Source organism: Leisingera sp. S232, from assembly GCF_049800895.1.
Classification (GTDB): Bacteria; Pseudomonadota; Alphaproteobacteria; order Rhodobacterales; family Rhodobacteraceae; genus Leisingera.
On the sequence record NZ_JBNAFX010000002.1, the window covers coordinates 229,505 to 254,019 of the forward strand.

Annotated in this window: 25 protein-coding genes; 17 read left to right on the forward strand and 8 right to left on the reverse strand. The window is 59.3% G+C overall.

From position 1 onward, the window contains the following. Nucleotides 1–83 precede the first annotated feature (83 nt). Entirely contained in the window at nt 84–734 is a 651-nt protein-coding gene (locus ACP151_RS02645) for a YggS family pyridoxal phosphate-dependent enzyme (protein WP_424977289.1), read from the forward strand. Between the two features lie 29 nt (nt 735–763). Here ACP151_RS02645 and ACP151_RS02650 read toward each other — a convergent pair whose 3' ends face one another. Both ACP151_RS02650 and ribA read right to left on the reverse strand, forming a co-directional pair. Further along, complete coding sequence (locus tag ACP151_RS02650; protein WP_424977290.1) at nt 764–1,273, reverse strand: L,D-transpeptidase family protein; 510 nt, start codon at nt 1,271–1,273, stop codon at nt 764–766. Beyond that, the gene (gene ribA / locus ACP151_RS02655; protein WP_424977291.1) at nt 1,273–2,361 is read right to left on the reverse strand and encodes a GTP cyclohydrolase II; all 1,089 of its coding nucleotides are present in this window, start codon (nt 2,359–2,361) and stop codon (nt 1,273–1,275) included. Before ribA ends, ACP151_RS02650 begins: the two co-directional genes overlap by 1 nt. 173 nt (nt 2,362–2,534) lie before the next feature. Here ribA and ACP151_RS02660 point away from each other — a divergent pair, with 173 nt between their 5' ends. Further along, nucleotides 2,535–3,221, forward strand: coding sequence for a response regulator transcription factor (locus ACP151_RS02660; protein ID WP_424977292.1), 687 nt, complete (start codon nt 2,535–2,537; stop codon nt 3,219–3,221). A 229-nt stretch (nt 3,222–3,450) separates the two neighbouring features. Then, a complete protein-coding gene (xth, locus tag ACP151_RS02665) occupies nt 3,451–4,239 on the forward strand; it encodes an exodeoxyribonuclease III (RefSeq protein ID WP_424977293.1) in 789 nt (262 codons plus the stop codon). Nucleotides 4,240–4,313: 74 nt separating this feature from the next. Here xth and ACP151_RS02670 read toward each other — a convergent pair whose 3' ends face one another. Beyond that, complete coding sequence (locus ACP151_RS02670; protein ID WP_424977294.1) at nt 4,314–4,835, reverse strand: DUF6653 family protein; 522 nt, start codon at nt 4,833–4,835, stop codon at nt 4,314–4,316. Nucleotides 4,836–4,909: 74 nt separating this feature from the next. Between ACP151_RS02670 and ACP151_RS02675 the strand changes: the two genes are divergently transcribed. From ACP151_RS02675 to ACP151_RS02685, 3 genes are read left to right on the forward strand one after another with little or no spacing between them, the layout of a single operon-like run. Continuing rightward, nucleotides 4,910–5,836, forward strand: a complete 927-nt coding sequence (locus tag ACP151_RS02675) for a tetratricopeptide repeat protein (protein WP_424977295.1) — start codon at nt 4,910–4,912, stop codon at nt 5,834–5,836. A gap of 27 nt (nt 5,837–5,863) precedes the next feature. After that, the gene (locus tag ACP151_RS02680) at nt 5,864–6,508 is read left to right on the forward strand and encodes an LON peptidase substrate-binding domain-containing protein (protein WP_424977296.1); all 645 of its coding nucleotides are present in this window, start codon (nt 5,864–5,866) and stop codon (nt 6,506–6,508) included. Next, nucleotides 6,505–6,693, forward strand: a complete 189-nt coding sequence (locus tag ACP151_RS02685) for a Trm112 family protein (protein ID WP_424977297.1) — start codon at nt 6,505–6,507, stop codon at nt 6,691–6,693. Before ACP151_RS02680 ends, ACP151_RS02685 begins: the two co-directional genes overlap by 4 nt. 24 nt (nt 6,694–6,717) lie before the next feature. On the opposite strand, the gene ACP151_RS02690 is transcribed toward ACP151_RS02685, so the two are convergent. Then, nucleotides 6,718–7,944 carry an FAD-dependent monooxygenase gene (locus ACP151_RS02690; RefSeq protein WP_424977298.1) on the reverse strand — a complete coding sequence of 409 codons (1,227 nt, stop codon included), beginning with the start codon at nt 7,942–7,944 and terminating at the stop codon, nt 6,718–6,720. Between the two features lie 110 nt (nt 7,945–8,054). Between ACP151_RS02690 and ACP151_RS02695 the strand changes: the two genes are divergently transcribed. The 4 genes from ACP151_RS02695 to ACP151_RS02710 all read left to right on the forward strand — a co-directional run bounded on the left by ACP151_RS02695 (nt 8,055) and on the right by ACP151_RS02710 (nt 14,478). After that, nucleotides 8,055–9,386, forward strand: a complete 1,332-nt coding sequence (locus ACP151_RS02695; protein ID WP_424977299.1) for an amidase — start codon at nt 8,055–8,057, stop codon at nt 9,384–9,386. Nucleotides 9,387–9,495: 109 nt separating this feature from the next. Continuing rightward, nucleotides 9,496–10,674 carry an aminotransferase class I/II-fold pyridoxal phosphate-dependent enzyme gene (locus tag ACP151_RS02700; RefSeq protein WP_424977300.1) on the forward strand — a complete coding sequence of 393 codons (1,179 nt, stop codon included), beginning with the start codon at nt 9,496–9,498 and terminating at the stop codon, nt 10,672–10,674. 115 nt (nt 10,675–10,789) lie between these two features. After that, nucleotides 10,790–13,813, forward strand: coding sequence for a DNA translocase FtsK 4TM domain-containing protein (locus ACP151_RS02705; protein ID WP_424977301.1), 3,024 nt, complete (start codon nt 10,790–10,792; stop codon nt 13,811–13,813). A gap of 80 nt (nt 13,814–13,893) precedes the next feature. Continuing rightward, the gene (locus tag ACP151_RS02710; RefSeq protein ID WP_424977302.1) at nt 13,894–14,478 is read left to right on the forward strand and encodes a LolA family protein; all 585 of its coding nucleotides are present in this window, start codon (nt 13,894–13,896) and stop codon (nt 14,476–14,478) included. Nucleotides 14,479–14,682: 204 nt separating this feature from the next. Here the strand turns inward: ACP151_RS02710 and ACP151_RS02715 are convergent, their stop codons facing one another. Beyond that, on the reverse strand, nt 14,683–15,270 hold the full coding sequence (locus ACP151_RS02715; protein ID WP_424977303.1) for a lytic transglycosylase: 588 nt from the start codon (nt 15,268–15,270) through the stop codon (nt 14,683–14,685). A 325-nt stretch (nt 15,271–15,595) separates the two neighbouring features. Between ACP151_RS02715 and hspQ the strand changes: the two genes are divergently transcribed. Further along, nucleotides 15,596–15,922, forward strand: a complete 327-nt coding sequence (gene hspQ, locus ACP151_RS02720) for a heat shock protein HspQ (protein WP_424977304.1) — start codon at nt 15,596–15,598, stop codon at nt 15,920–15,922. A gap of 29 nt (nt 15,923–15,951) precedes the next feature. Here the strand turns inward: hspQ and ACP151_RS02725 are convergent, their stop codons facing one another. From ACP151_RS02725 to ACP151_RS02735, 3 genes are all read right to left on the reverse strand, one after another. Then, nucleotides 15,952–17,526 carry a gamma-glutamyltransferase family protein gene (locus tag ACP151_RS02725; protein ID WP_424977305.1) on the reverse strand — a complete coding sequence of 525 codons (1,575 nt, stop codon included), beginning with the start codon at nt 17,524–17,526 and terminating at the stop codon, nt 15,952–15,954. Between the two features lie 307 nt (nt 17,527–17,833). Beyond that, nucleotides 17,834–18,283, reverse strand: a complete 450-nt coding sequence (locus ACP151_RS02730; RefSeq protein ID WP_424977306.1) for an ATP-binding protein — start codon at nt 18,281–18,283, stop codon at nt 17,834–17,836. Nucleotides 18,284–18,318: 35 nt separating this feature from the next. Further along, nucleotides 18,319–18,663, reverse strand: a complete 345-nt coding sequence (locus ACP151_RS02735; protein ID WP_424977307.1) for an STAS domain-containing protein — start codon at nt 18,661–18,663, stop codon at nt 18,319–18,321. A 95-nt stretch (nt 18,664–18,758) separates the two neighbouring features. Here ACP151_RS02735 and ACP151_RS02740 point away from each other — a divergent pair, with 95 nt between their 5' ends. From ACP151_RS02740 to ACP151_RS02765, 6 genes are all read left to right on the forward strand, one after another. Continuing rightward, a complete protein-coding gene (locus ACP151_RS02740) occupies nt 18,759–19,931 on the forward strand; it encodes an acetyl-CoA C-acyltransferase (RefSeq protein WP_424977308.1) in 1,173 nt (390 codons plus the stop codon). A gap of 94 nt (nt 19,932–20,025) precedes the next feature. Then, complete coding sequence (locus tag ACP151_RS02745; protein WP_424977309.1) at nt 20,026–20,481, forward strand: GAF domain-containing protein; 456 nt, start codon at nt 20,026–20,028, stop codon at nt 20,479–20,481. 198 nt (nt 20,482–20,679) lie between these two features. Continuing rightward, nucleotides 20,680–21,249 carry a helix-turn-helix domain-containing protein gene (locus ACP151_RS02750; protein WP_424977310.1) on the forward strand — a complete coding sequence of 190 codons (570 nt, stop codon included), beginning with the start codon at nt 20,680–20,682 and terminating at the stop codon, nt 21,247–21,249. 9 nt (nt 21,250–21,258) lie between these two features. Continuing rightward, the gene (locus tag ACP151_RS02755; RefSeq protein WP_424977311.1) at nt 21,259–21,660 is read left to right on the forward strand and encodes a GFA family protein; all 402 of its coding nucleotides are present in this window, start codon (nt 21,259–21,261) and stop codon (nt 21,658–21,660) included. Beyond that, entirely contained in the window at nt 21,653–22,024 is a 372-nt protein-coding gene (locus tag ACP151_RS02760) for a GFA family protein (protein WP_424977312.1), read from the forward strand. Before ACP151_RS02755 ends, ACP151_RS02760 begins: the two co-directional genes overlap by 8 nt. A gap of 15 nt (nt 22,025–22,039) precedes the next feature. After that, entirely contained in the window at nt 22,040–24,487 is a 2,448-nt protein-coding gene (locus ACP151_RS02765) for a GcvT family protein (protein WP_424977313.1), read from the forward strand. Nucleotides 24,488–24,515: the final 28 nt, after the last annotated feature.

Here is a 24,515-nt window from a genome sequence, read left to right on the forward strand (position 1 = left end):
TTGGAACCCGCCCTTTTCTTTTGCCTCTTAACATTTCCCTGCAAACAGTGTTTTTTGCGGCCAAACAGTGATGAGGCCGGACCATGCCGCTTGTAGAGATCAAATCCAGAATTGCCGAGGCCGAAAACAATGCGGGCCGTGTGCCGGGCAGTGTGCAGCTGATAGCGGTGTCCAAGGTACAGCCGAACGAACGGGTTGAGGCGGTGCTGGAAGAAGGTCACCGGTGCTTTGGCGAGAACAAGGTGCAGGAAGCGGCAGGCAAATGGCCGGGTTTTGCCGCGCAGTTTGACGGCATTGACCTGCACCTGATCGGGCCGCTGCAAACCAACAAGGCGCGTCAGGCAATGGACTTGTTTGACAATATTCATTCTGTGGACCGGCCCAAGCTGGCCAATACGATTGCCCGGCTTGCGCAGGAACTGGGAAAGTGTCCGGGACTGTTTGTACAGGTGAATACCGGCGAAGAAGAGCAGAAGGCCGGGGTGATGCCGTCTGATGCGGATGCCTTTGTTGCCGAGTGCCGCAAGCTGGATCTGCCCGTGAGAGGGCTGATGTGCATCCCGCCGGTGAACGAAGAGCCGAGCCTGCATTTTGCGCTGTTGGCCAAGATCGCCGAGCGCAATGGCTTGCAGGGGCTGTCGATGGGAATGAGCAGCGATTTCGAAAAAGCGATTGCTCTTGGCGCGACGCATGTAAGGGTCGGATCGGCGATCTTTGGCGATCGTACGTACTGACTTATAGCTTTGCCTAAGGTCTGGAGGCGTCAGTACGCAGCCAGGTCTGGCACTATGACCCTGGTGCCAACCTGCACCCGTGACGCAATCCAGTGAAGGTCAGTTCTGGAAAAGGCGATGCACCCTTCGGTCGGGTAGCCGGGACGGCGCCATTGGTGGATGAAAATGGCTGATCCCCTGCCGGGGATCGCATCGGGCCAGTTCCAGTCGATGATCAGGATCAGATCATACAGCGGATCTGCCCGGCGCAGTTTTTCGTGGCTGAAAGCGCAGGGCGCCCGGACTTTCAGGTTATAGAAGTCATGGCCAACATCATCTGACCACAAATCGCCTGGTCCGATAGGTTCCGCCCAGGGGGCCGGGCGGGGTATCCGGTCGGGGCGGTAAAGCATGCCGGCAATTCTATGGGTGCCCACGGGTGTTGCGCCATCGCCTTCGCGTTTGTCTGCGGTTATGCCACCTTTCCCGATGGTGCATGGGACCACCCTGCCCCAAAAACGGACGCCGGTCGGTGTCAGGACCAGATCTGTGGGCGTCATTACAGCATATGTCCCGATTTGCGGGCCTTGGTGGCAAGGTATTGCTGATTGTGGGCGTTCTCCCCCACTTTCAACGGCACCCGTTCCATCACTTGAATGCCGGTTTTCTCCATCATTGCGATTTTGTTCGGGTTATTGGTCAGCAGCCGCACCTGCGAAAAGCCCAGCTCCTGCAGAATGGCCGAACCCAACCGGAAATCACGCTCGTCGTCTTCAAAACCCAGCCGGTGGTTGGCTTCCACCGTGTCAAAGCCCTGATCCTGCAGCGAATAGGCCCGCATCTTGTTGGCCAGACCAATGCCACGGCCTTCCTGGTTGAGATAGAGAAGAACACCGGCACCTTCCGCGCCCATCTGTGCCAATGCGCCGTGCAGCTGGGGGCCGCAATCGCATTTCAGTGAGCCGAGCACGTCGCCGGTGAAACAGGCGGAATGCAGTCGGGCAAGGACAGGCTTGGTTCGGTCCGGGCGGCCGATTTCCACTGCATAATGTTCTTCTGCACCGTCTTCTGGACGGAAGATGTGGAGCCGTCCAGCTTCCGCTGCCGTCATTGGCAGGCGGGCGGCAGCGACCGGGTGCAGCGGCGAGCTTTCGCTGAGAAGCGGAGCCGCGGTATTCCGGGAAATGGCGGTAAGCCCATGATTCGCGGCGAATTTATCGGCCTGGTCAAGCGGGATCAGGGCTGCGGCAGGCAGCAGCCGTGCGGATTTCACCAAGGCAATTGCCAGCCGGTGCAATTCTGAACTGCCGTCTCGCAAACTGGACAGCGGACCTTTCATTGGTGTGTTCAGATCGTTTGCCGGATCCGCCAGGGATTGAACCCAAGCCAGCCCCTCGGACATGGGAACATTCATCCGAGCAATATCCGTGTCATAAACCCGTGCCTTCAGTGTTTCTGCACGGCGGGCCGTCAGAGCCAAAGTCAGCGGACCCAGGGCGCGCATCTCTGACAGGCGTGTCTCTGTCAGCGTCTCCACGGCTATGGCCAACGCGGCCTCCCCGCCATTGGTTAAAACCACTGGCAGGCCCATGCGCAGATCGACCCGGGCGCGGGCCAGCAGTTCGATCATGGTGGGCATCAGGGTCATGAGGGGGATCCGGTGTTATTTTGTAACAAAGGCTCGCTGTCTTTACGCCTTAATGCAACGGATGTGAAACATTTTCCATGCCATGGACACGTCGGCGTGAGAGTTTTGCAGCAAATCTTGCCGTGGACGTAAGGGATGCGCATGTGTTGTCATGAGAACAGGAGAGCGAGCAAATGGCGCAACTGAAGAAAATTCTGCTGGTTGATGACGATGAAGATCTGCGCGAGGCCTTAAGCGAGCAGCTGGTGATGACTGAGGACTTCGACGTGTTCGAAGCGGAGAATGGTCAAACCGCGATGGAGCGCGCCAAGGAGGCCCTTTACGATCTGATTATTCTGGACGTTGGCCTGCCCGATACCGACGGACGGGAGCTGTGCCGTCTGATGCGTAAGCAAGGCGTGAAGGCACCGATTCTGATGCTAACGGGCCATGACACCGATGCGGACACCATTTTGGGTTTGGATGCCGGTGCCAACGACTATGTCTCCAAGCCGTTCAAGTTCCCGGTTTTGCTGGCTCGGATCCGGGCTCAGCTGCGGCAGCATGAGCAGTCAGAGGACGCGGTTTTTGCGTTGGGTCCGTATACCTTTAAACCTTCGATGAAGCTGTTGATCACCGAGGAAGAGCGCAAAATCCGGCTGACCGAGAAAGAGACCAATATCCTCAAGTTCCTTTACCGTTCCAGCGACGGGGTTGTCCCCCGCGACGTGCTGCTGCACGAGGTTTGGGGGTACAATGCAGGTGTGACAACCCATACTCTGGAAACCCACATCTACCGTCTGCGGCAGAAGATTGAGCCGGATCCGTCGAATGCGCGCTTGTTGGTGACGGAATCGGGCGGTTATCGACTCGTCGCCTGATGCTATTGGCTTGAGCCAGACCAAAGTGGAACCTCAGGTTCATCTTTGGAATACTCGTATCCCGCGCATATCCGGGTCATGATATGCACCTCCCTGTTGGACTTGGCCGGGTTTTATGCCCGGCCTTTTTTGTTCCGGCAGGCTCGGGAACTGGCAAAACACCGCTGGCGCTTCCGGGGCCGGGCGGGCAGTATCGCGCCCGAACCTGGATCACACAGCGAGGCGCGCGATGCCATTTACTCTTGCCACTTGGAACATCAACTCTGTCCGCCTGCGCGAACCGATAGTGCAGAAACTCCTGCAGGAGGAGGGGCCGGATGTTCTGTGCCTCCAGGAATGCAAGAGTCCGGTGGAAAAGATCCCGATGGAGGGTTTTGCGGCACTTGGCTACACGCATATGGTTGCCCGGGGCCAAAAAGGGTATAATGGCGTAGCGATCCTGTCGAGGTTGCCCATTGAGGATGTTGGCGACAAGGATTTTGCAGGTCTCGGCCATGCCCGCCATGTGGCAGGGCGGTTGGAAAACGGGGTTGTTGTTCACAACTTCTACGTTCCGGCCGGTGGCGATGTGCCGGATCGGGAGCAGAACGAGAAATTCGGCCAGAAACTGGATTACCTCACGGATATGAGGGACTGGTTCAATGCGGAAAAGCCTGAGAAAGCCATTCTGGTCGGGGATCTCAACATCGCCCCGCGTGAAGATGACGTCTGGGACCACAAGAAACTGCTGAAGGTTGTCAGCCACACACCCGTGGAAGTCGAGCATTTTGCCGATGTCATGGAGGCGGGCGGCTGGTCTGACGTGACCCGGAACGACATCCCGGATGGCCGTCTTTACAGCTGGTGGAGTTACCGCGCCAAGGATTGGGACGCAGCTGACAAAGGCCGCCGCCTGGACCATGTGTGGGCAACACAGGATATCAGGAATGCAGCGCACTCCAGCCGTGTCCTTCGTGATGCCCGCGGTTGGGAAAAACCCAGCGATCACGCGCCGGTTTTTGCAACTTTCGACCTATAATCGCAAATAGGGCACTCCCGCCTGATCTGGGCATCCAAGAATGTCCAGATCAGTTTCACGTGGCACAGTCCTGCTCAGCGCAGCCAGTGGGCATAGTCAGGGTGTTTTCCCTGCATGTCCTGATAAAGCCACACCATCCGGTCCACGAACCACAGTTTGCCGCCAACCATCAGGACCAGCCCGGCAAGGGTGAATCCTGGGCTCAATGCCCACAGGCCAAGCGCCCAGGGCGCCACGCCGATGCCGGAAACCCAGGCGAGACCTTTCGCCCATTTTTCGTGATGCGGCGGGACCGCAACCTGTGCCCGGTTCAAAAACACTCTTTCACCGAACGTGCCGCGGGAAGCCCAGTTGTCTGTGCTGGCAGGGGCGGCAAAGGCGCGGGGGTTCCACCAGGTCCAAGCCAGTACCAGCAGAACCGGCAGCAGAGCGCCCCAGCCAAACCAGACCCGCGACCAGACAGCCAGGGTCATCAGCGGCAGCACCGACATCCGGCTGAAAACGCTCCAGGGGTTTGCGTGCCGTGCCCAGGCTGCGTTGTCCATCTTCATCAGTCGCTCTGACGCAGCAAACAGATCGAACCGGCGGCGGGCCATTGGCAAACTCCTCTCTTGGTTTCCTGCGCTCAGGATTCCATATAGGGGGCAAGTTCCAAGCGGAGAACAAACAGATGACCGAAATTCTTGGTAATGCCGCACCGGCAGATGACCTGATAAAAGACGTGACCGAAGCGACCTTTATGCAGGATGTTGTCGAAGCATCCATGCAAGCGCCGGTGATTGTGGATTTCTGGGCGCCCTGGTGCGGCCCTTGCAAAACTTTGGGCCCGATGCTGGAGGCTGCGGTTACCAAGGCAAAAGGCGCGGCCACAATGGCCAAGATCAATGTGGATGAAAACCAGCGCTTGGCCCAGGCATTGGCGCAGCAGGGGCTGCCGCTGCAATCGATCCCGACAGTTGTGGCTTTCGTGCAGGGGCGCCCGATCGACATGTTCCAAGGGGCTCTGCCTGCATCGGAAATCGAAGCTTTTGTCAAAAAAGTAATCGAGGCTGCGGGCGGCTCTGCTGACGGCGGTCTGGCAGAGGCTTTGGAAGCGGCAGAGCAGATGCTTGCTGAAGGCGCCGTTGCAGATGCTGCACAGACCTTTGCCGCGATTCTGGGTGAGGACGACAAAAGCGCTGCAGCTTATGGCGGTCTGGCCCGTGCACATATCGCGCTGGATGAACTGGATCAGGCCGAAGCGGTCCTGAACGGTGCACCGGCGGAGATTGCAAACGCAGCTGAGATCGAAGCGGTTTTTGCCCAGATTGAGCTGGCCCGCCAAGCTGAAAACGCTGGCCCGGTGGCAGAGCTGCGGGCTGCAGTGGAAGCCAGCCCGGATGACCAGCAAGCCCGTTTTGATTTGGCGCAGGCATTGCATGCGGCGGGTGACGCCGATGCGGCCGTGACGGAGTTGCTGGAGCTGTTCCGGCGTGACCGGGAGTGGAATGACGGTGCCGCCAAGGCGCAGCTGTTCACGATCTTTGACGCGCTCAAGCCGAATGACCCGGTGGTGCTGAACGGTCGCCGCAAACTCAGCTCGATGATATTTGCCTAAAACCGGGGCTGCGCTACTCTTTGTTCCATGATTCAGCCTGCTGATCTGCCGGACACGATCGCCGTGTTTCCCTTGCCCGGGGCGCTTTTGCTGCCCCGGTCCCGTCTGCCGCTGCATATTTTTGAGCCGCGGTATCTGCAAATGTTTGAAGATATACTGAAAACGCGTCAGCGCCTGATTGGCATGGTGCAGCCCTGTCCAACGCCGCAGGGTGACGGTGAGGAATTGCACAGTATTGGCTGCGCCGGGCGCGTGACCCAGTTTTCCGAAACTGAGGACGGCCGTTACCTGGTTACGCTTTCTGGAATCTCCCGGTTCCGGATTACCCGTGAGGCCAATGGTTTTGCACCATACCGGCGCTGTGATGTCAGCTGGACCGGGTTCGACCGGGATTTGGGACGCTCAGAGGCGGATGACACGCTGGACCGCCCGTCCTTCCTGGATCTGTTGGAACGGTTCTTTTCCGCTCGCAGCCTGTCGACTGATTGGGAAGCACTAAAGGATGCGGATGACGAATTGCTGATCAACTCGCTGGCGATGCTGCTGGAGTTCGATCCCGAAGAGAAACAAGCCTTGCTCGAGGCGCCCTGTCTTGCCACAAGGCGGGAAACGCTTGTCACTTTGATCGAGTTTGCCCTGCGCGGCGGCTCTCAGGAGGAAACTCTGCAATGACCGAAACACAGGCGCCTGCCTTTGACCGCCATATGCTTGAAGCGCTGGTCTGTCCGCTGACTCAGACAGTGCTGGAGTACAATGCCCAGGCGCAGGAGCTTGTTTCCCGTGCGGCTAACCTGGCCTTCCCGATCCGCAACGGTATCCCGGTGATGTTGGTCGATGAGGCGCGCGAGCTGGATTAATCCGGCCCGCTGCACTCAGTTCCCCTAAATCGGCTGCCCTTTCAGCAGCCGGGGCATGTCGCCGGTCAGCCCTGCCGCTTCGCGGACAAAGCTGCGGCGCAGACCTGGAACCACACCTGCAAGCCCCATGCCAATGTCACGGCCTAGCCGCAGCAGCGGATTGTCATTGGAAAACAGTCGGTTGAATACATCCGTTGCTGCCGCCAGCGAGGCCGTGTCGAACCGGCGCCATTGCTGGTAGCGTTCCATCACCAGGGGTGAACCGATATCTTCGCCACGCCTGGTGGCTTCGGTGATCACCTCAGCCAGTGCGCCAACATCGCGCAGGCCTGCATTCAGGCCCTGGCCGGCAATCGGGTGCATCCCGTGTGCGGCATCGCCGATCAGCGCCATACGGTCACCGATAAAGCTGTTGGCTATGGTCAAGTTCAACGGATAGGTAAATCGTTTCCCGACCAGGGAAATCTCCCCCAGGAAACTGCCGAACCTGGGCCGCAGTGCCTGGATGTATTGCACATCATCCAGTGCGTGAATCGCCTTGGCGGCTTTGGTGCTTTCGCTCCACACTATCGATGACCGGTTGCCCGGCAGCGGCAGGATGGCGAGCGGGCCGGGCGGCATAAAGAACTGATGGGCAATGCCGTGGTGCGGCCATTCATGGTCGATGGCGCAGACCAGTGCAGTCTGACCATAATCCCAGCCTGTCCGTTTGATGCCCGCGCGTTGCGCGGTGCCGCTGCGGCGCCCGTCTGATCCGACCAGAACCTGGCCGCGCAGTTCACCGCCATCGTCGAGCGTGACCGTCACGCCGGTTTGGTCGGGCGATTGCGCCACAACAGTGCGGCCCGAAACCAATGTCACGCCGGGCGCGTCTTTCATCGCTTGCAGGAAGGCACGGCGCAGGAAGCGGTCTTCGACCATATAACCCATCGGGCCTTCTTCCAGCTCGGCGTGATCAAAGTGGATGAAAAACGGGGATGGGCCCTGCCCTGCGTGGCCGTCCGTTACCTTGATCTCCAGCATAGCCTGCGCGTTTTCGCCGATATGCTGCCAGACGCCGGTCTGCTGCAGCAGCCGCTGCGAGGCCAGCGCCAGCGCATAGCCACGACCGTCGAAATCCTCTTCAGCCAATTTATCCGGTGCCAGCGTATCTACCACAGTAACGCTGTGACCGGTCTGTGCCAAAGCAAGGGCCAGCGCAGGGCCATTCAGCCCACCGCCAACGATCAGGATATCGGAGGTGTTTTTCATGCCCCGCAATATGCGCCTGCTGGCGGAATTGTCCATGCAGGAAGCGCGGGATTGTGCCTGCGTCCCGCTGCCGCTACCGTCACCGGCAGCTGCCAAGAGGAGGGATGCTGATGCAAGGCTGGCTGACGATGACTGCCGCGGAGCTGGGGCGCGGGATTGAAGCCGGTGAAATTGGCCCGGTGGCACTGACCCGCTGCTATCTGGATGCCATTGATGCACATCCGCTCAAAGACCGGATCTATACGCAAGTGACGCATGACCGTGCGCTGGCAGAGGCAGAAGCGGCGCAGAAACGTGTTGAACTGGGCCTGCGTCTCTCGCTGCTGGACGGGGTGCCAGTCAGCTGGAAGGATCTGTTTGACAGCGCAGGCACCGCAACTGAATCCGGGTCGGATCTGCTTAAAGGGCGGGTGCCGGACCAGGATGCCGCCGTGCTGTTCAATGCGACGCTTATGGGGACGGTCTGCCTCGGCAAAACCCATATGAGCGAACTTGCTTTCTCGGGCCTTGGCTTCAACCCGGTCAAGGAAACACCGCCTTGCGTGAATGATCAGGCGGCAGCGCCCGGGGGCTCGTCTTCCGGGGCTGCAGCCTCAGTGGCATATGGGCTTGCAGCTGGCGCAATAGGCTCTGACACGGGCGGTTCTGTCCGCATTCCTTCTGCCTGGAATGATCTTGTGGGGCTCAAGACAACCTCAGGCCGGATCACGCTGGAGGGTGTTGTGCCCTTGTGCCTGAAGTTTGATACCATCGGCCCGCTGGCCCGGTCAGTGGAAGATGCAGGTCTGCTGTTGGGGGTTCTGGAAGGAACCGCTGGGCCAGACCTGCGCAATCCCGGAAATCTCAAGGGATACCGATTTGCCGATTTGCAGAATGTGGCACAGGACGACCTTGACCCGAAAGTGGCCGCGGCCCACCGTGAAGCGTTGGCGAAGCTGAAAGACGCTGGGGCAGAAATTGTCCCACTGGAAGTCCAGGCTCTTGGCGAAGCCATGAAGCTAAGCCCGGTTCTTTATACCACCGAAGCGTACGGATTATGGAAGGACGTGATCGAGGCGGCGCCGCAATTGATGTTCCCGGAAATTCTGGAGCGATTCCGCTCAGGCGCGCAGTTCAGCGGATCGGAATATGTTGCTGCCTGGGCCAAACTAGAGCAGTGCCGCATGGCCTGGGACCAGGCGGTTGCCGGGTTTGATGCGGTTCTCAGTCCTGTCTCGCCGATTCTGCCACCCAATCTGGAGCGGCTGCAAAGCGACCACGGCTATTATGTCAAATCCAACCTGCTGGCATTGCGCAATACACGCATTGGCAACCTGATGGGGGTGTGCGGCCTGTCGCTGCCCACGGGGGTGCCGAGCTGCGGACTGCAAGTGCTGGGGCAACCCGACTGCGAGGAAGCGCTTTTGCGCATAGGGCGCGCGATTGAGACCGCCTTGGCCTGAAAGCCACATACAGCCTATCGGCAGCATCACCGGGTGGACGCATCGCTCTGCCCCCTGTAACCTGAGGCGCAAACGGGGCGCCAATGATCCCGTGATTGAGGCATAAGATATGGATTTTCCTGAGCGGTTTTCGAACCTGCCAGCCTATGCGTTTCCGCGCCTAAGAGCGCTGTTGGACCATCACACCCCGGGAGGGGATGTGGTGCATATGACCATTGGCGAACCGAAACATGCGTTTCCGGCCTGGGTCACAGATGTCATCGCGGAAAATGCCGCCGGGTTTAACCAGTACCCAAACAACGATGGCACGCCGGAGCTGCGCGGCGCCATTTCAGACTGGATTGCCCGCCGTTATGGCGTGACCGCAAACCCTGAGACCCAAATCATGGCGTTGAACGGCACTCGCGAAGGGCTATACAACGCGGCCATGGCGCTGTGCCCGGAGCAGAAGAACGGGCAGAAGCCGGCAGTGCTGATCCCGAACCCTTTTTATCAGGTCTATATGGTGGCGACGCTCTCTGTCGCGGCAGAGCCGGTTTTTGTGCCTGCGACCGCCGCCACCGGCCACCTGCCGGATTACGAGAACCTGCCCGAAGACGTGCTGAAACGCACCGCCGTGGCCTATATCTGTTCGCCTGCCAACCCGCAGGGGGCGGTGGCCTCGCGCGATTACTGGACGCGGCTGATCAGACTGGCCGAGAGGTATGATTTCCGCATCTTTGCGGATGAATGTTATTCTGAAATTTACCGCGATGAGGCCCCCGTGGGCGCGCTGACTGTTGCGCAGGATCTGGGCGCTGACCCTGAACGGGTGGTGCTGTTCAACTCGCTGTCCAAGCGGTCGAACCTGCCGGGGCTGCGCTCGGGTTTGATCGCGGGTGGGCCGGAGACCATTAAACGCGTGAAACAGTTGCGGGCCTATTCGGGTTCGCCTTTGCCTGCACCGCTGCAGGCGGCTGCGGCCAGGGTCTGGGCGGATGAGTCGCATGTGGCGGAAAACCGCGCGCTCTATCAGGAAAAATACACCATTGCCGACGAGGTCTTTTCCGGTCTCAACGGCTATATGGCGCCCGAGGCGGGTTTCTTCCTGTGGCTTCCAGTGGAAAACGGCGAACAGGCCGCACTGAAGCTGTGGAAGGAAACCGGTGTGCGAGTGCTGCCCGGTGCCTATCTGGCACAGGGGGCACCCGGCCAGAACCCGGGCGAGACTTATATAAGGGTGGCGCTGGTTGCCCCCGCCGAGGACACCCGCAGGGCGCTGAGCACGCTGCGCGGCTGTCTTTACTGAATTCTGCTGAGCGGCCCTTGGCTGGGGGCCGCGCAGCCAAAACCAAGAACGGACAGGCCCGTGACCCCGCGGTGAACAGCGGGGCAGGGGCAAATGAAACGGAACTGAGGTAGGCATGGCATTTCAAACCCGCAGCCGCGATCCGCTGCTTGACAGCAACATGCAGGCGGCCATTGAAAAACGCGGCAAGGAACTGATCGGGATTGCCCTGATCCTGACGGGGCTGATGGTTGCCGCCATGCTTGGCTCCTATACGCCGGAGGATCCGAACTGGACCGTGTCGACTGACGCGCCGGTGCAGAACTGGCTGGGCCGTCCGGGCGCCTCTGTCTCCTTCATCTTGATCACCCTGTTCGGCAAGGCCAGCTGGGCGCTGCCGCTGTTCCTGTCGGCCTGGGGTTTGCGTTTCCTGCTGCACAAAGGCGAGGACCGGGTGGTCTGGCCGCTGTTGCTGTCGGTGCCGTGGCTTCTGGTGGTGGCGCTGCATATGGAAACGCTGAATGCCAGCGCCAGCTGGCAGCAGAATTACGATTTCGGCCTTGGCGGAATGGTGGGCTACACATTCTTGGGCGCTTTGCTGGCGCTGTTGCCGGTCGGGCTGCATTTCATGGTCAAAATTATGTCGCTGCTCAGCGCAGCAGGCATGCTCGTGCTTGGCAGCGTGGTGCTGGGCTTCACTTGGCCAGAGATGAAAAAGGGTCTGCACAAGGTCATGATTGGCCTGGTTCTTGGATACGGTGCCGTAGCTGCTTTGCTTGGTCGTGGCGCCTCCAGCGGGCTTCAGGCTGCGATGGCCTACCGCAAGGAGCGGGCCGAACGCGTGCATGACGACGGTATGGATGCCTATGCGGTGGCTGGCGATGACCCCGACATGTTCGAGGATTATACAGAAAATGCCTATGCAGCTGACAGCGCTGAGGAAGAGCCGGACATGCCCGCAAAGGGCGGGATTCTGTCTCGCGTTCCGGGGCTGATCCGCCGAACTGCACCGTCTGCACCGGTACCTGAGGAAAGTTATCCCGAGGACCACCCTGTGTCCGGCGACGAAGTATATGACGATGGGGCAGGCGGCGAAGACCGGATCTCGCAAAAAATCGCCAACGCCGTGCGGATCCGCCGGGCTGCCGAGACGCCGCCAGAGCTGGACCCGAACCTGCCGCTGACCAAAGGCCGCGGACAGCGTCCGGCACCGTTGATTTTCAACCCTTCAGCGGCACAGGACGGCCTGCCCTCCGAGCCGCCTCTGACCGCTGTTCAAGCGGAGGAAAAGCCGTTCAAAAGTGAACCGCCGCTGTCCTTGGAAGCACTTGGAGAGGGTGAAATTGACCGGCAAGCACCGCAGGCAACTCTCCAGCATGATGATGCCACTGGCGGGTTTGGCGAAGCGCCTCAAATGCTGACCCCGGATCACGTTCCGGCCGAAACTCTGCCCGATGCGGCCGTGCCGGTCCAGGAGACACCACAGGCAGTCAAGACGCCAGGGCCACGGCTGACAGTCGACCTGCCGGTGGCAGAGCCGCGTAAGCCGGTGGTGGAAAAACCGGTGCGTAAGCCAGTGCAGCCTTCGGCGCGGGCCAAGGCCGAGGCCCAGCCCAATCTGGCGTTTGATGACAGCAGCAGCACTGATTTTGAATTGCCGCCGCTGAACCTTTTGACCAACCCGGTGAGCATCGAACGCCACCACCTGAGTGATGAGGCGCTGGAAGAAAACGCCCGGATGCTTGAAACAGTTCTGGATGATTATGGAGTTAAGGGCGAAATCGTCTCTGTCCGCCCTGGCCCGGTTGTTACAATGTACGAACTGGAGCCTGCACCTGGCCTCAAAGCCTCCCGCGTGATCGGCCTGGCGGATGACATCGCGCGGTCGATGTCAGCGCTGTCGGCGCGGGTTTCCACAGTGCCTGGCCGCACCGTGATCGGCATCGAACTGCCGAACGAGAATCGTGAAAAAGTGGTTCTGCGGGAAATCCTGTCGTCGCGTGACTTTGGCGACGGCAACCATGCTTTGCCGCTGGCGCTGGGCAAGGACATTGGCGGTGATGCGATGGTCGCCAACCTTGCCAAGATGCCCCACCTGCTGATCGCCGGCACCACCGGTTCCGGTAAGTCGGTGGCGATCAACACGATGATCCTGTCGCTGCTGTACAAGCTGACGCCGGATGAATGCCGCCTGATCATGATCGATCCCAAGATGCTGGAACTGTCGGTCTATGACGGCATCCCGCATTTGCTCTCGCCTGTTGTGACCGACCCCAAAAAGGCGGTTGTGGCCCTGAAGTGGGTCGTGGGAGAGATGGAGGACCGCTACCGTAAGATGTCCAAAATGGGCGTGCGCAACATCGCCGGCTACAATGGCCGGGTGAAGGAAGCGCTGGCCAAGGGCGAGATGTTCTCACGCACGGTGCAGACCGGGTTCGACGATGATACTGGTGAACCGGTGTTCGAAACCGAAGAGTTCGAGCCCAAGACGCTGCCGTATATCGTCGTGATCGTCGACGAGATGGCTGACCTGATGATGGTTGCGGGCAAGGAGATTGAGGCCTGCATCCAGCGTTTGGCGCAGATGGCGCGTGCTTCAGGCATTCATTTGATCATGGCCACTCAGCGTCCCTCTGTGGACGTCATTACCGGCACCATCAAGGCAAACTTCCCGACCCGGATTTCCTTCCAGGTTACATCCAAGATCGACAGCCGCACCATCCTGGGAGAGATGGGGGCCGAACAGCTCCTGGGTATGGGCGATATGCTGTATATGGCAGGCGGTGCCAAGATCACCCGTTGCCACGGTCCATTCTGTTCGGATGAAGAGGTCGAGGAGGTTGTGAACCACCTCAAGCAATTTGGCCCGCCTGATTATGTGGGCAGCGTGCTGGATGGTCCGGCCGAGGATAAGGCCGACAATATCGATGCGGTGCTGGGGCTGAATAGCGGTGGCAACACTGACACCGAGGACGCGCTTTATGACACGGCTGTCGCCATTGTGATCAAGGACCGCAAATGCTCGACCTCATACATTCAGCGTAAGCTTGCGATCGGTTACAACAAGGCAGCGCGCTTGGTGGAGCAGATGGAGGATGAAGGTGTCGTCTCTGCTGCCAACCATGTCGGGAAACGGGAAATTCTGGTTCCTGAACAGTGAACTGACGAAAAAATGCCGATGCCGGGGGCTTCGAGGCTCCGGCATCTTCACTTCTGCAGCTGCGCGCTTATGTTGAGCCCATGAAACGGATTGCACTTGCGCTTGCGCTGACCCTTCTGGCCCCCGCATCCTGGGCGGCAGAGAAACTGAGCCTGAATGAGATTTCCCGCTATTTGAATGGGATTTCCACGGCGTCGTCGCCTTTTACCCAGATCAATGATGACGGCAGCCTGTCCACGGGCAAATTGTATATGCACCGGCCGGGCCGCATGCGGTTTGAATATGAGGGCAAAGGTGGCGGAACCGTGGTGGCGGGTGGCGGTGCCGTCGTGATCCATGATCCGAAATCCAACCAACCGCCTGAGACCTACCCTTTGAAGCGCACACCTCTGTCGATCATTCTGGACCGCAAGGTTGATCTGGGGCGGGCCAATATGGTGGTGGGACATGGTTTTGACGGCACGTCCACTATTGTGCGGGCGCAAGATCCGCAGAACCCGGACTATGGCAGCATCGAGATGATGTTCACAGGCAACCCTGTAGAACTGCGAAAATGGGTGATCCATGACAGCGCGGGTGGCCAGACAACTGTCATTCTTGGGGCGATGGAAACCGGTGTGAAGCTGTCTTCCAGCCTGTTCACGAATAGCGGCAGATCCCGCTGAACTGCCAAAGTTGTTTTCCTATGGTTCGGCTGGATGAAAAGCTCTGCCTCGTCTGAAAACTCCTGACGCCTCGGGCGCGTGCCAATCCGGCATTCGCGGTTGCTTGGCAAAGCAACACTTCTGGCGCCCGGGATCAGCCGGGCTACCAGTCGCTCTTTCCAGATAGCTGGAGGACAGAGTGTCAATTTCCGGCTTGCGCCGGCGTCAGCGGAATTGTCTGCAGGTGGCGAGCTGCGCTTGGTAGGTTTGTGCCCGCGTCTCAACCTGGCCTGCGACACGCATCAGCCAGGCTTTGGAACGGTAGCTGCCGCGTGAATAACCAGTGTGGCCTTCGTGATATGCGAGATACTGATTGCGGGCATCATAAAGAGGGATGCCGTTCTTCTCGAGGCTCTGGCGCATATACCAGCCCATGAAATCTGCCGCATCGCTGATCCGGTCGCGTTTGGCCCGGCGTCGGCCAGTATCGCGGCGGTAGTCATCCCAAGTGCCATCCAGTGCCTGGCTGTAGCCATAGGCGCTGGATTGCCTTCCGACCGGAATTACGCCCAGCAAGTACTGGTGCGGTGTGCGGGCATCGCCACGGAACCGGCTTTCGTGATAGATCGTCGCCATCTGCACATGCACCGGCACGCCCCAGCGGCGCTGGGTTGCACGAAAGGCCTTCAGGTACTCTGGCCGCTGCTGGATGATGCTGCAGGCATTATCCAATTTGCGCGGCGGCGCTTTGTGCCCGCCTCCGCAAGACGCAACCGCCATGAGGAGAACGAGGGCGCTGATTAATCTGCTCATTGCCTCTGCCCATTTTGTTTTGGGTATCTTTTGCGGCAAGTTTAGCGGATTGCAGCAGGCGAGGAAATCATAATTCCAAAACCGGAAACCGCCGCAGCGAAGATCCGAGCTTGGACAAGACAGCCTGCGGCTTGACTATTCTTTACCAACAGATGAAATCCCACGTGGGTGGCTTGGTGGTTGTCCAGATGAATCCACGTTGCCGGACAGAATTTTCGTCACTGTCAAGACGAAGTCCACAGTTTGTTTCCCCGAAAATTTGCTTCAACGGTTGGACATTTCACCGGCGTACGCGCTATTTAGATAGGGTAAGGGCAACAAGGCCATGATGAGAACACGCGCGAAATACAATCTTGGGCAAGTCGTCCGCCATCGGAAGCATCCTTTCCGCGGCGTCGTCTTTGACGTCGATCCGGAGTTCTCGAACACCGAAGAGTGGTATGAGGCCATTCCGGAGGACAGCCGTCCTGTTAAGGATCAGCCGTTCTATCACCTGCTGGCAGAGAACGACCAAAGTTACTATGTGGCTTATGTCTCTGAACAGAATCTGGTTGCGGATTACTCGGGTGAACCCGTGGAACATCCAGATGTGCCCGAAATGTTCGGGAATTTTGATGGCGCCGCCTATGCGCTGCACTATCAGTTGAACTGATTCCCTCTCAGACTGGCAGGCTCTTCCTATCAATATCCCAGCGCACAGCCGTCCTTGCGCGGGTCGCTGGCGCCTTCCAAGATACCTGAAGCATGTATGCGAACCGCCTGTGCACCGCCCAACGGGGTGTCCGGAATCTCAATTTCATGCCCCCATGCGGCAAGCTGCCGGCGGACCTCATCTGAATAACCTCGTTCTATCTTCAGCTTGCCGCCGTCGGCAAAACTGCGGGGAGCATCAATTGCAGATTGCAGGTCCATGCCGAAATCCAGAAGGTTCGTAACCAAGCGGGCATGGCCTGTGGGCTGATATCCGCCGCCCATTACTCCAAAGGGCATGATCACGTCGTCATTCTGCTTCAGCATTGCAGGGATGATTGTATGCATCGGCCTTTTGCCGGGCCCCAGCTCGTTTGGGTGGCCTGCCTCCAAGGTGAAGCCCGCACCGCGGTTTTGCAAAAGGATACCGAATTTTTCTGACGCGATGCCGGAGCCAAAGCCATGAAAAATGGAGTAGATCAATGAAACTGCCATGCGGTCTCTGTCCACGACCGTGATGTAAACCGTGTCCTTGTGCACTGCTTCTGTCAGTGCGGGAAAGGCGGGCGTGGCGCGTCTGGGGTCGATCAGGGCTGCAAGCTGAGCAGAGACTTCCGGCGCCAGCATGTGCGCCAGCCGTGAAGTATGATCCGGATCCGCCAGAAACCGGTTTCGCGCATCATAGGCCAGTTTGGCGGCCTCGGCTTCGATATGCGCCCGCTCTGCGCCAAATGGATCCATAGCTGCGAGATCGAAGTGTTTGAGGATGTTTAGAAGCAAAATCGCTGTGGCGCCCTGCCCATTTGGGGGATGCTCGGCTAATCCCGCGCCCCTATACTGGCCTTCGACGGGTTTCGCGGCAATGCTGTCAGCTCTGGCAAAGTCGTGCAAAGTATGTGTGCCGCCTTGCGCTGACAGCGCGGATACCATGTCTTCAGCCACTTCTCCGGAATAGAACGCCTCGCGCCCATGCGCTGCAATCCTGCGCAGAACTTCAGCCTGGCCGGGCGCGCGGAACATGTCTCCGCAACGCAAGGGTTCACCGTTTTTCAAGTAATGGTGGCGCGCGGCACCCTGTAATGTTCCGGAACTGACTTGCCAGTCAAAGGCGATACGGGGGGAGACTGGCACGCCTTCTTCAGCGTAGCGGATGGCTGGCTGCAGCAGAACATCCAGCCCAAGGCGGCCTTCGGTGTCTGCCAGGCGGCAGAACGCATCAATTGCGCAGGGGATCGTGACGGCCTCTGCGCTGTCCAGCGGAACCGTCTTCAGGCCACGTGCCCGAAGAGCGGCCGCATCGGCTGTCGCGGGGGCGCAACCGGATCCGTTCAGGGCCCGGATTTCTTGCCCGGGGCGTGAATGGAGGACGAAGCAATCGCCGCCAATCCCGGTCATCTGCGGTTCGCAAATTCCCAGTAGAATGGCGCCTGACAGAGCTGCATCCATGGCATTTCCGCCGTGCTTTAGCATGTCCAGTGCCACGTCAGCTGCCAATGGATGCGAGGTGGCGCACATGCCATTGGCTGCGAAGACAGCCGAACGCCCTGGCAAATGAAAATCCCGCAATCGCTTGCCTCCTGTTTCAATACGCCAAGCCTAGGGAAGGGGTGCATTGGAAGGCAATCATCAACAGGGGCCGTCCTTTGGGAACGGAGCGTCACATCTGGAATAGAGGGAGAGAGCTGAAGTAGATGTCCCCGGTGCCGTGTTCTGGTGGGGGCAAGAACACACGGCACCGGGGGAAGCTTGTTTCAGCTACAAGTAAGGTTTCGCCTATACATTTGGCTGCGGCGGGTCAGGAATGGGGCGCAATCGTGGCAAAGCGTTAAAGTTTCGCCTAAATGGTTCCCACGCTGGGCAGACAATAGCGGCTTCAGGCTTCGGCAGGCGGATTCGTAACCTGGATCTCAAAACAGAGCGACAGATTATTGTTTCCCTTGGAACGCTCATACTGCACCTGGCTTGCCAGCTCCCGGATCAGGAACCAGCCAAATCCGCCTTCGGGCAGGTTTGAGACCGGTACATTGATATCAGCTGCGGTTCCATCAGGCAGCTGTTCATTTGGATAAGGGGCGCCTGCGTCCTGAATGTCGATCCGCAACTGCTCAGGGGAGAGTTCCGCCTTGATCAGGACGTCTCCCGGGGCTGCATCGGCATAGGCATGCTCGACCACATTGTTCACGGCTTCAGTCAGGGCAATTTGCACTTCATCCACGCGGGCTGCAGGGACCCCAAGGGTCTGCAGCTGGGACACAACAGATGAGATGCCGGTGCGGGCATCCAAATTTGTGGCCGTGAACGAGCAGGCAAATGTTTTTACCATCAATTTCTCGCTTTGCGCTGCCAGCGCCGTCGTCTTCAGGAATTCGCGCTGGCTGGGGCGGTTGCTTCACTCAGCGAACTGTACAGATCAAAGATCGTGTCCATGCGGGTCAGCCGGAAAACTTTTTCCACCATCGGGGTAGGCCCAGCCAAATCAAGCTTTCGCCCTCCGCCAAGCTGCTTCATGGCGGCGACAATCGCACCGAGCCCGCTGGAGTCGATGAACTGCACTTCTGACAGGTCCAGAATCACCCGTTCTGACCCGGATTCAGTTTCCGTGCGCATGTCTTCCTTGAATTGGATGGCCATGGCGGCATCAATGCGTTCGGCATTGACTTTGACGATCTGCGCACCGTCCGTCATGGTGGTCGTCAGGCTCATTTTGGTCCCCCGGGATGTAACGTCATTGGGCAGCACTCTAGACCGCAAAGATTACTTTTCTGTAGGTTTATTTTTGAAGATTGGAGGAAAATTGCATGAAAGATGTTGTTATCGCCGGAGCAGCCCGGACGCCCATGGGCGGGTTTCAGGGCATGTATGACGGGGTGACGGCGGCAGAACTGGGCGGCGCAGCAATTCGGGCAGCCCTGGAAGAGGCTGGCGCAGCCACCGTGGATGAGGTGCTGATGGGCTGCGTTCTGCCTGCGGGGCAGGGGCAGGCGCCTGCACGTCAAGCCGGCTTTGCGGCCGGTCTCGGGGAGGACGTTCCCGCTACGACGCTGAACAAGATGTGCGGTTCTGGCATGAAGGCGGCGATGATCGCCTTTGATCAGATCACGCTGGGGCACACTGGAACTATGGTAGCGGGCGGCATGGAGAGCATGACCAACGCGCCGTATCTGCTGCCTAAGATGCGGGGCGGCGCCCGTATCGGCCATGGCCAGGTGATCGATCATATGTTTCTGGACGGGCTGGAGGATGCCTATGACAAAGGCCGCCTGATGGGGGCCTTTGCCGAGGATTGCGCCGAGAAGTTCCAGTTCACGCGCGAGGCGCAGGATGAATACGCTCTGCAATCTTTGGCCAATGCGCTGGCGGCGCAAGACAGCGATGCCTTTAACGGTGAAATCGCGTCAGTGACGGTGAAGACCCGCAAGGGCGATATCGTGACAGATACGGATGAGCAGCCTAAGTCTGCCCGCCCGGAAAAGATCCCCACTTTGAAGCCTGCCTTTCGCAAAGACGGGACCGTGACCGCTGCCAATGCGTCTTCCATTTCGGACGGCGCTGCTGCGCTTGTGCTTGCCTCTGCGGAGGCGGCTGAAGCGCAAGGTTTGAACGTTCGGGGCCGCATTCTAGGCCATGCAAGCCACGCCCAGGCGCCGGGCTGGTTTACGACCGCGCCAGTTCCAGCAGCCCGGAAATTGCTCAAATCCATTGGCTGGAAAACCGAAGATGTTGATCTGTGGGAGGTCAACGAAGCCTTTGCTGTGGTGCCGATGGCCTTCATGCATGAGATGGGTGTCTCTCGTGACAAGGTGAATGTGAACGGCGGGGCCTGTGCTTTGGGTCACCCGATTGGAGCTTCTGGGGCCCGGATTATGGTCACATTGTTAAACGCGCTGGAAAAGCGTGGTCTTAAGCGCGGCGTTGCTGCCATCTGCATCGGCGGCGGCGAAGGCACTGCAATTGCAATTGAGCGTGTCTGAGTTTCTTCGCTGAAAGATGCCTTCAAAGGGTGAATTGACCGTGAGGACAAGAGGGGGCAGACAGCCCCCTCGATACGTTGAAGGAGAGCTGTTCATGCAGGCCGATTACGAAACCCTCGCAAAAACCATTGCAGCACTGACCGAAGGCGAAAGTGATGAGGTGGCGCTGATGGCGACCGTAGTGTGCGAAGTGCATCATTCGGACAGTCGCTTTGATTGGACCGGCTTTTACCGGGTGGTGGCGCCAGAGCTTCTGAAGATTGGTCCTTATCAGGGTGGTCATGGCTGTTTGCAGATCCCCTTCTCCCGCGGTGTTTGCGGTGCCGCAGCGCGCAGTGGCGAGGTGCAGTTGGTGCCGGACGTGGATGCCTTCCGCGGACATATCGCCTGCGCCTCTTCGACCCGCTCGGAACTGGTGCTGCCGGTCTGGAACGGACGGCGCGAACTGATTGGTGTTTTTGATATCGATAGTGATCAGCAGGATGCTTTCACTCAAGACGATGCAGACCACATGACCGCCATTCTGCATGCGGTTTTCAATCGCATCTGATTCGCACAAATACAGGCTCTGACGCAGGCCTTGCGGTCTGGCGCCTGAAATTTTGGACCTGAAGGAAGAAGCCCGGTGCCTGAAGGCGCTGGGTTTTTTTGTTGTGGTGGCAGCTTCGTGAAAAAATGCTTGGAAATTTCACGAGTTCGAGGCATCGTGAAAAACAGGGCGAAATTTTCACCAGCGGGGAGAGCGGCTGTGAATGAGCAGACACTGACAGCGGCCACATTGGGAGCGGACATTCGTGCGTTGCGCAAGGCGCGCGGGCTGACGCTTTCGGAAATCGCTGCGATGCTGAACCGCTCTGTTGGCTGGCTGAGCCAGGTTGAGCGCGACAAGTCTGAACCTTCGATTTCCGATCTAAGACAGATTGCCGAAGCGCTGGGCGTGCCGATGTCGATGCTGTTTGCCCATACCGGCGCCCCGGCACCGGAGCACGGTTATATCGTGCGCGCCGGCTCCCGCCGTCCGATGGGCTCCGGTGAGGAAGGCCTTATCGAGGAACTGCTGTCACCTGATCTGACCGATGATTTCGAAATGGTGCATTCCACCTTCCAGCCGCAGTCGAAAATGCAGACACCGGCCAACAGGCCCACGCAGGAGGTCGGTTATGTTATCTCCGGCAAGCTGGATCTGGTGATCGGCGGCCGCAGCTTTACTGTCGGTCCTGGCGACAGTTTCCGGATCAAGCATGAACCCTATCAGTGGTCGAACCCCTATGACGAGCCCGCCGTGGCCGTCTGGGTCATCGCCCCGCCGGTCTATTAGGAGAGTCTGATGATCATAGGTTCCTGTCTTTGCGGCGCGGTGGCATTTGAACTCACGCCGCCCTTGCGTCCGGTTTATGCCTGCCATTGCACCCAATGCCGTAAGACCTCCGGGCATTTTTGGGCTGCCACCTCGGTGCCGGATGCGGCGCTTGTGCTGACCCGGCAGGACGGCCTGCGCTGGTTCCAGTCGAGCGCGACCACCAAACGCGGGTTCTGCGGAGGCTGCGGCTCCAGCCTGTTCTGGGTGCCTGAAGGCGAGGAGCGCATGGTGGTGGCCGCGGGCGCCATCGATACCCCCGCGGAGCTGCAAACCAAGGCGCATGTCTTCATGGCGGACAAGGGCGACTACTACGAGATCGCCGACGGGCTGCCGCAATGCGCCGGCTTCAAGGGAGATGAAGGTGCTTAAGGGATCCTGTCTCTGCGGTGACATTCGCTTTGAAACGGTGGCCAAACCACAGAGCGCCTCGATGTGCCATTGCAGCCAGTGCCGTAAACAGTCGGGCGGTATCTGGGCCTCTGCGCAGGTGCGTGACACGGACATTTCCATCAGCGGGCCGGTGAGCTGGTTCGAAGCAACGTCGACAGCCAAACGCGGCAGTTGCCCGCGCTGCGGCTCTTTCTTGTTCTGGAAGGGAGCGGGGGAAGACACCATCAGTTTTGCTCTGGGCGCGATCGACGGGAACTCCGGGCTTCGCGTCGAAAAGCACATATTTACCGCCTCCAAGGGCGACTACTACGAAATCGCGGACGGCGTGCCGCAAGAAGACTGACATTAGGGAGCAATCATGTCCGATTTTCCAACCAAGGCCCGCGTGGTCATCATCGGCGGCGGTGTCGTCGGCTGTTCGGCACTCTATCATCTGGCCAAGAAAGGCTGGACCGATTGTGTGCTGCTCGAAAAGAACGAGCTGACTGCCGGTTCGACCTGGCATGCGGCGGGCAACGTGCCGACTTTCTCGACCTCCTGGGCGATCATGAACATGCAGCGCTACTCGACCGAGCTGTATGCAGGTCTGGCTGAAGAAGTCGATTACCCGATGAACTACCATGTTTCGGGTTCGATCCGTCTGGCACATAGCAAAGAGCGGATGCAGGAATTCGAACGCGCGATGTCCATGGGCCGTTACCAGGGTATCCCGATGGAGATGTGGACCCCGGAAGAAACCAAGGAACGCTATCCGTTCCTGGAGACCCATGACCTGGCAGGGGTTCTTTATGACCCGACCGATGGGGACATCGACCCGGCACAGCTGACCCAGGCTCTGGCCAAGGGCGCGCGCGACCTGGGCGCAAAAATTCTGCGCTTCACTCCGGCGACCGATGCGACCCAGCACGAAGACGGCACCTGGACTGTGCAGACTGAAAAGGGCGGCATCGACTGCGACTATGTGGTGAATGCCGCCGGTTACTACGCGCAGCGCGTGGGTGAGATGTTCAAGCCTTACGGTGGCCGAACCGTGCCTGCCATGGTGATGGAGCACCAGTATCTGCTGACCGAACAGATCCCCGAAATCGAAGCCTGGTCGAAAGAACACGGCGGCAAACTGCCCCTGATCCGTGACGTGGACGTGTCCTACTATCTGCGTCAGGAAAAGCACGGCTACAACCTCGGCCCCTATGAGCCGAACTGCAAAGGCCACTGGCTGACCGAAGACGATCCGATGCCCGAGGACTTCTCGTTCCAGCTGTGGCAGGAAGATCTGGACCGGATCGAAGACATCGTCACCGATGCCATGGAGCGGGTTCCGCTGATGGCGTCCTCCGGTGTCTCCAGCGTGATCAACGGCCCGATCCCCTATGCCCCCGACGGCCTGCCGATGATCGGCCCGATGCCGGGTGTGACAAACGCGTTTGAGGCGCACAGCTTCACCTTCGGCATTGCCCAGGGCGGCGGCGCCGGCAAGGTGCTGGCAGAATGGATCGTGGATGGCGGGACCGAGTGGGACATGTGGGCCGTCGATCCGCGCCGCTACACCGACTACACCGATCAGGACTACTGCAACCAGAAAGGCCTGGAGGTCTACGGCAACGAATACGCCATGCACTTCCCGCACCACGAATGGCCTGCTGCACGCGACAAGAAGGTCAGCCAGGTGCATGCGCAGATCAAAGCGCTGGGCGGCGTGATGGGGGCCTATAACGGTTGGGAACGTGCCAACTGGTTTGCCCAAGCCGGTGATGACACTTCGGAAGAGGCCACACACACCTGGGGTCGCTCCGGCCCGTGGCAGCAGCGCATCAAGGAAGAATGCGAAGCGGTCCGCGACGGTGTTGGCGTGCTGGACCTGCCGGGTTTCTCGCGCTTCAACCTGGAAGGCGAAGGTGCCGCAGAATTCCTGCGCGGCCTGGTGACCGGTGGCCTGCCCAAGGTGGGCCGGATGAATCTGGTCTACTTCTCGGACGACCGCGGCCGCATCCTGACCGAGATGTCCTGTGTCCGTCACGGCGAAGATCACTTCACCATGATCACAGCAGGCTCGGCCCAGTGGCACGACTTTGAGATCCTGAAGAAGGCGCTGCCCGCAGGCCTCACCCTGACTGACCGCACCACCGAATTCGCGACCATGATTGTTACCGGTCCGAAATCGCGTGAGCTGTTCGCAGGCATCTCCGACGCCGATCTGTCGCTTGGTTGGCTGACCCACCAGGAAGCCACCGTCGCAGGCAAGTCCGCCTTCCTGGCGCGCGTCTCCTACGCCGGTGAACTCGGCTGGGAAGTCCACTGCGCCAACGAGCATCAGGCCGACATCTATGCGGCCCTGATCGAAGGCGGCGCCAAGCCGTTCGGCATGTATGCGCTGAACTCTCTGCGCATCGAAAAAGGCTACCGCACCTGGAAAGGCGATCTGTCGACCGACTACTCGCTGCTCGAAGGTGGGCTGGAGCGTTTTGTCAAGCTGGACAAGCCGCAGGACTTCCCGGGCAAGGCTGCAATTCAGAATGAAAAGCAGCAGGGCGTGAAGAAGACTTTCGTCACCCTGATCGTCGAAGCAGGCGATGCCGATGCGCCTTATATGTCCTGTATCTGGAAAGACGGCGAGATCGTGGGCGAGACCACTTCCGGCGACTGGGGCTACCGTGTGAACGCCTCCATCGCGCTGGGCATGGTGCGGCCTGAACTGGCTGTTCCAGGCACCGAACTGGAGGTCGAAATCTACGGGCAGAAATGCCGTGCGGTGGTTCAGAAAGACGAACCGCTGTGGGATCCCGCCAACGAACGTCTGCGCGCCTGATCTGCTAGGGTCAGCCCGCCACGCTTAA

Bases quoted from the DNA above. Each gene is read 5' to 3' on its own strand.
- ACP151_RS02765 (WP_424977313.1), top strand. From the start codon at position 22,040: ATGTCCGATTTTCCAACCAAGGCCCGCGTGGTCATCATCGGCGGCGGT.
- ACP151_RS02660 (WP_424977292.1), top strand. From the start codon at position 2,535: ATGGCGCAACTGAAGAAAATTCTGCTGGTTGATGACGATGAAGATCTG.
- ACP151_RS02645 (WP_424977289.1), top strand. From the start codon at position 84: ATGCCGCTTGTAGAGATCAAATCCAGAATTGCCGAGGCCGAAAACAAT.
- ACP151_RS02705 (WP_424977301.1), top strand. From the start codon at position 10,790: ATGGCATTTCAAACCCGCAGCCGCGATCCGCTGCTTGACAGCAACATG.
- ACP151_RS02650 (WP_424977290.1), bottom strand. From the start codon at position 1,273: ATGACGCCCACAGATCTGGTCCTGACACCGACCGGCGTCCGTTTTTGG.
- ACP151_RS02675 (WP_424977295.1), top strand. From the start codon at position 4,910: ATGACCGAAATTCTTGGTAATGCCGCACCGGCAGATGACCTGATAAAA.
- xth (WP_424977293.1), top strand. From the start codon at position 3,451: ATGCCATTTACTCTTGCCACTTGGAACATCAACTCTGTCCGCCTGCGC.
- ACP151_RS02745 (WP_424977309.1), top strand. From the start codon at position 20,026: ATGCAGGCCGATTACGAAACCCTCGCAAAAACCATTGCAGCACTGACC.
- hspQ (WP_424977304.1), top strand. From the start codon at position 15,596: ATGATGAGAACACGCGCGAAATACAATCTTGGGCAAGTCGTCCGCCAT.
- ACP151_RS02730 (WP_424977306.1), bottom strand. From the start codon at position 18,283: ATGGTAAAAACATTTGCCTGCTCGTTCACGGCCACAAATTTGGATGCC.
- ACP151_RS02715 (WP_424977303.1), bottom strand. From the start codon at position 15,270: ATGAGCAGATTAATCAGCGCCCTCGTTCTCCTCATGGCGGTTGCGTCT.
- ACP151_RS02735 (WP_424977307.1), bottom strand. From the start codon at position 18,663: ATGAGCCTGACGACCACCATGACGGACGGTGCGCAGATCGTCAAAGTC.
- ACP151_RS02695 (WP_424977299.1), top strand. From the start codon at position 8,055: ATGCAAGGCTGGCTGACGATGACTGCCGCGGAGCTGGGGCGCGGGATT.
- ACP151_RS02680 (WP_424977296.1), top strand. From the start codon at position 5,864: ATGATTCAGCCTGCTGATCTGCCGGACACGATCGCCGTGTTTCCCTTG.
- ACP151_RS02685 (WP_424977297.1), top strand. From the start codon at position 6,505: ATGACCGAAACACAGGCGCCTGCCTTTGACCGCCATATGCTTGAAGCG.
- ACP151_RS02690 (WP_424977298.1), bottom strand. From the start codon at position 7,944: ATGAAAAACACCTCCGATATCCTGATCGTTGGCGGTGGGCTGAATGGC.
- ACP151_RS02740 (WP_424977308.1), top strand. From the start codon at position 18,759: ATGAAAGATGTTGTTATCGCCGGAGCAGCCCGGACGCCCATGGGCGGG.
- ACP151_RS02710 (WP_424977302.1), top strand. From the start codon at position 13,894: ATGAAACGGATTGCACTTGCGCTTGCGCTGACCCTTCTGGCCCCCGCA.
- ACP151_RS02670 (WP_424977294.1), bottom strand. From the start codon at position 4,835: ATGGCCCGCCGCCGGTTCGATCTGTTTGCTGCGTCAGAGCGACTGATG.
- ACP151_RS02755 (WP_424977311.1), top strand. From the start codon at position 21,259: ATGATCATAGGTTCCTGTCTTTGCGGCGCGGTGGCATTTGAACTCACG.
- ribA (WP_424977291.1), bottom strand. From the start codon at position 2,361: ATGACCCTGATGCCCACCATGATCGAACTGCTGGCCCGCGCCCGGGTC.
- ACP151_RS02700 (WP_424977300.1), top strand. From the start codon at position 9,496: ATGGATTTTCCTGAGCGGTTTTCGAACCTGCCAGCCTATGCGTTTCCG.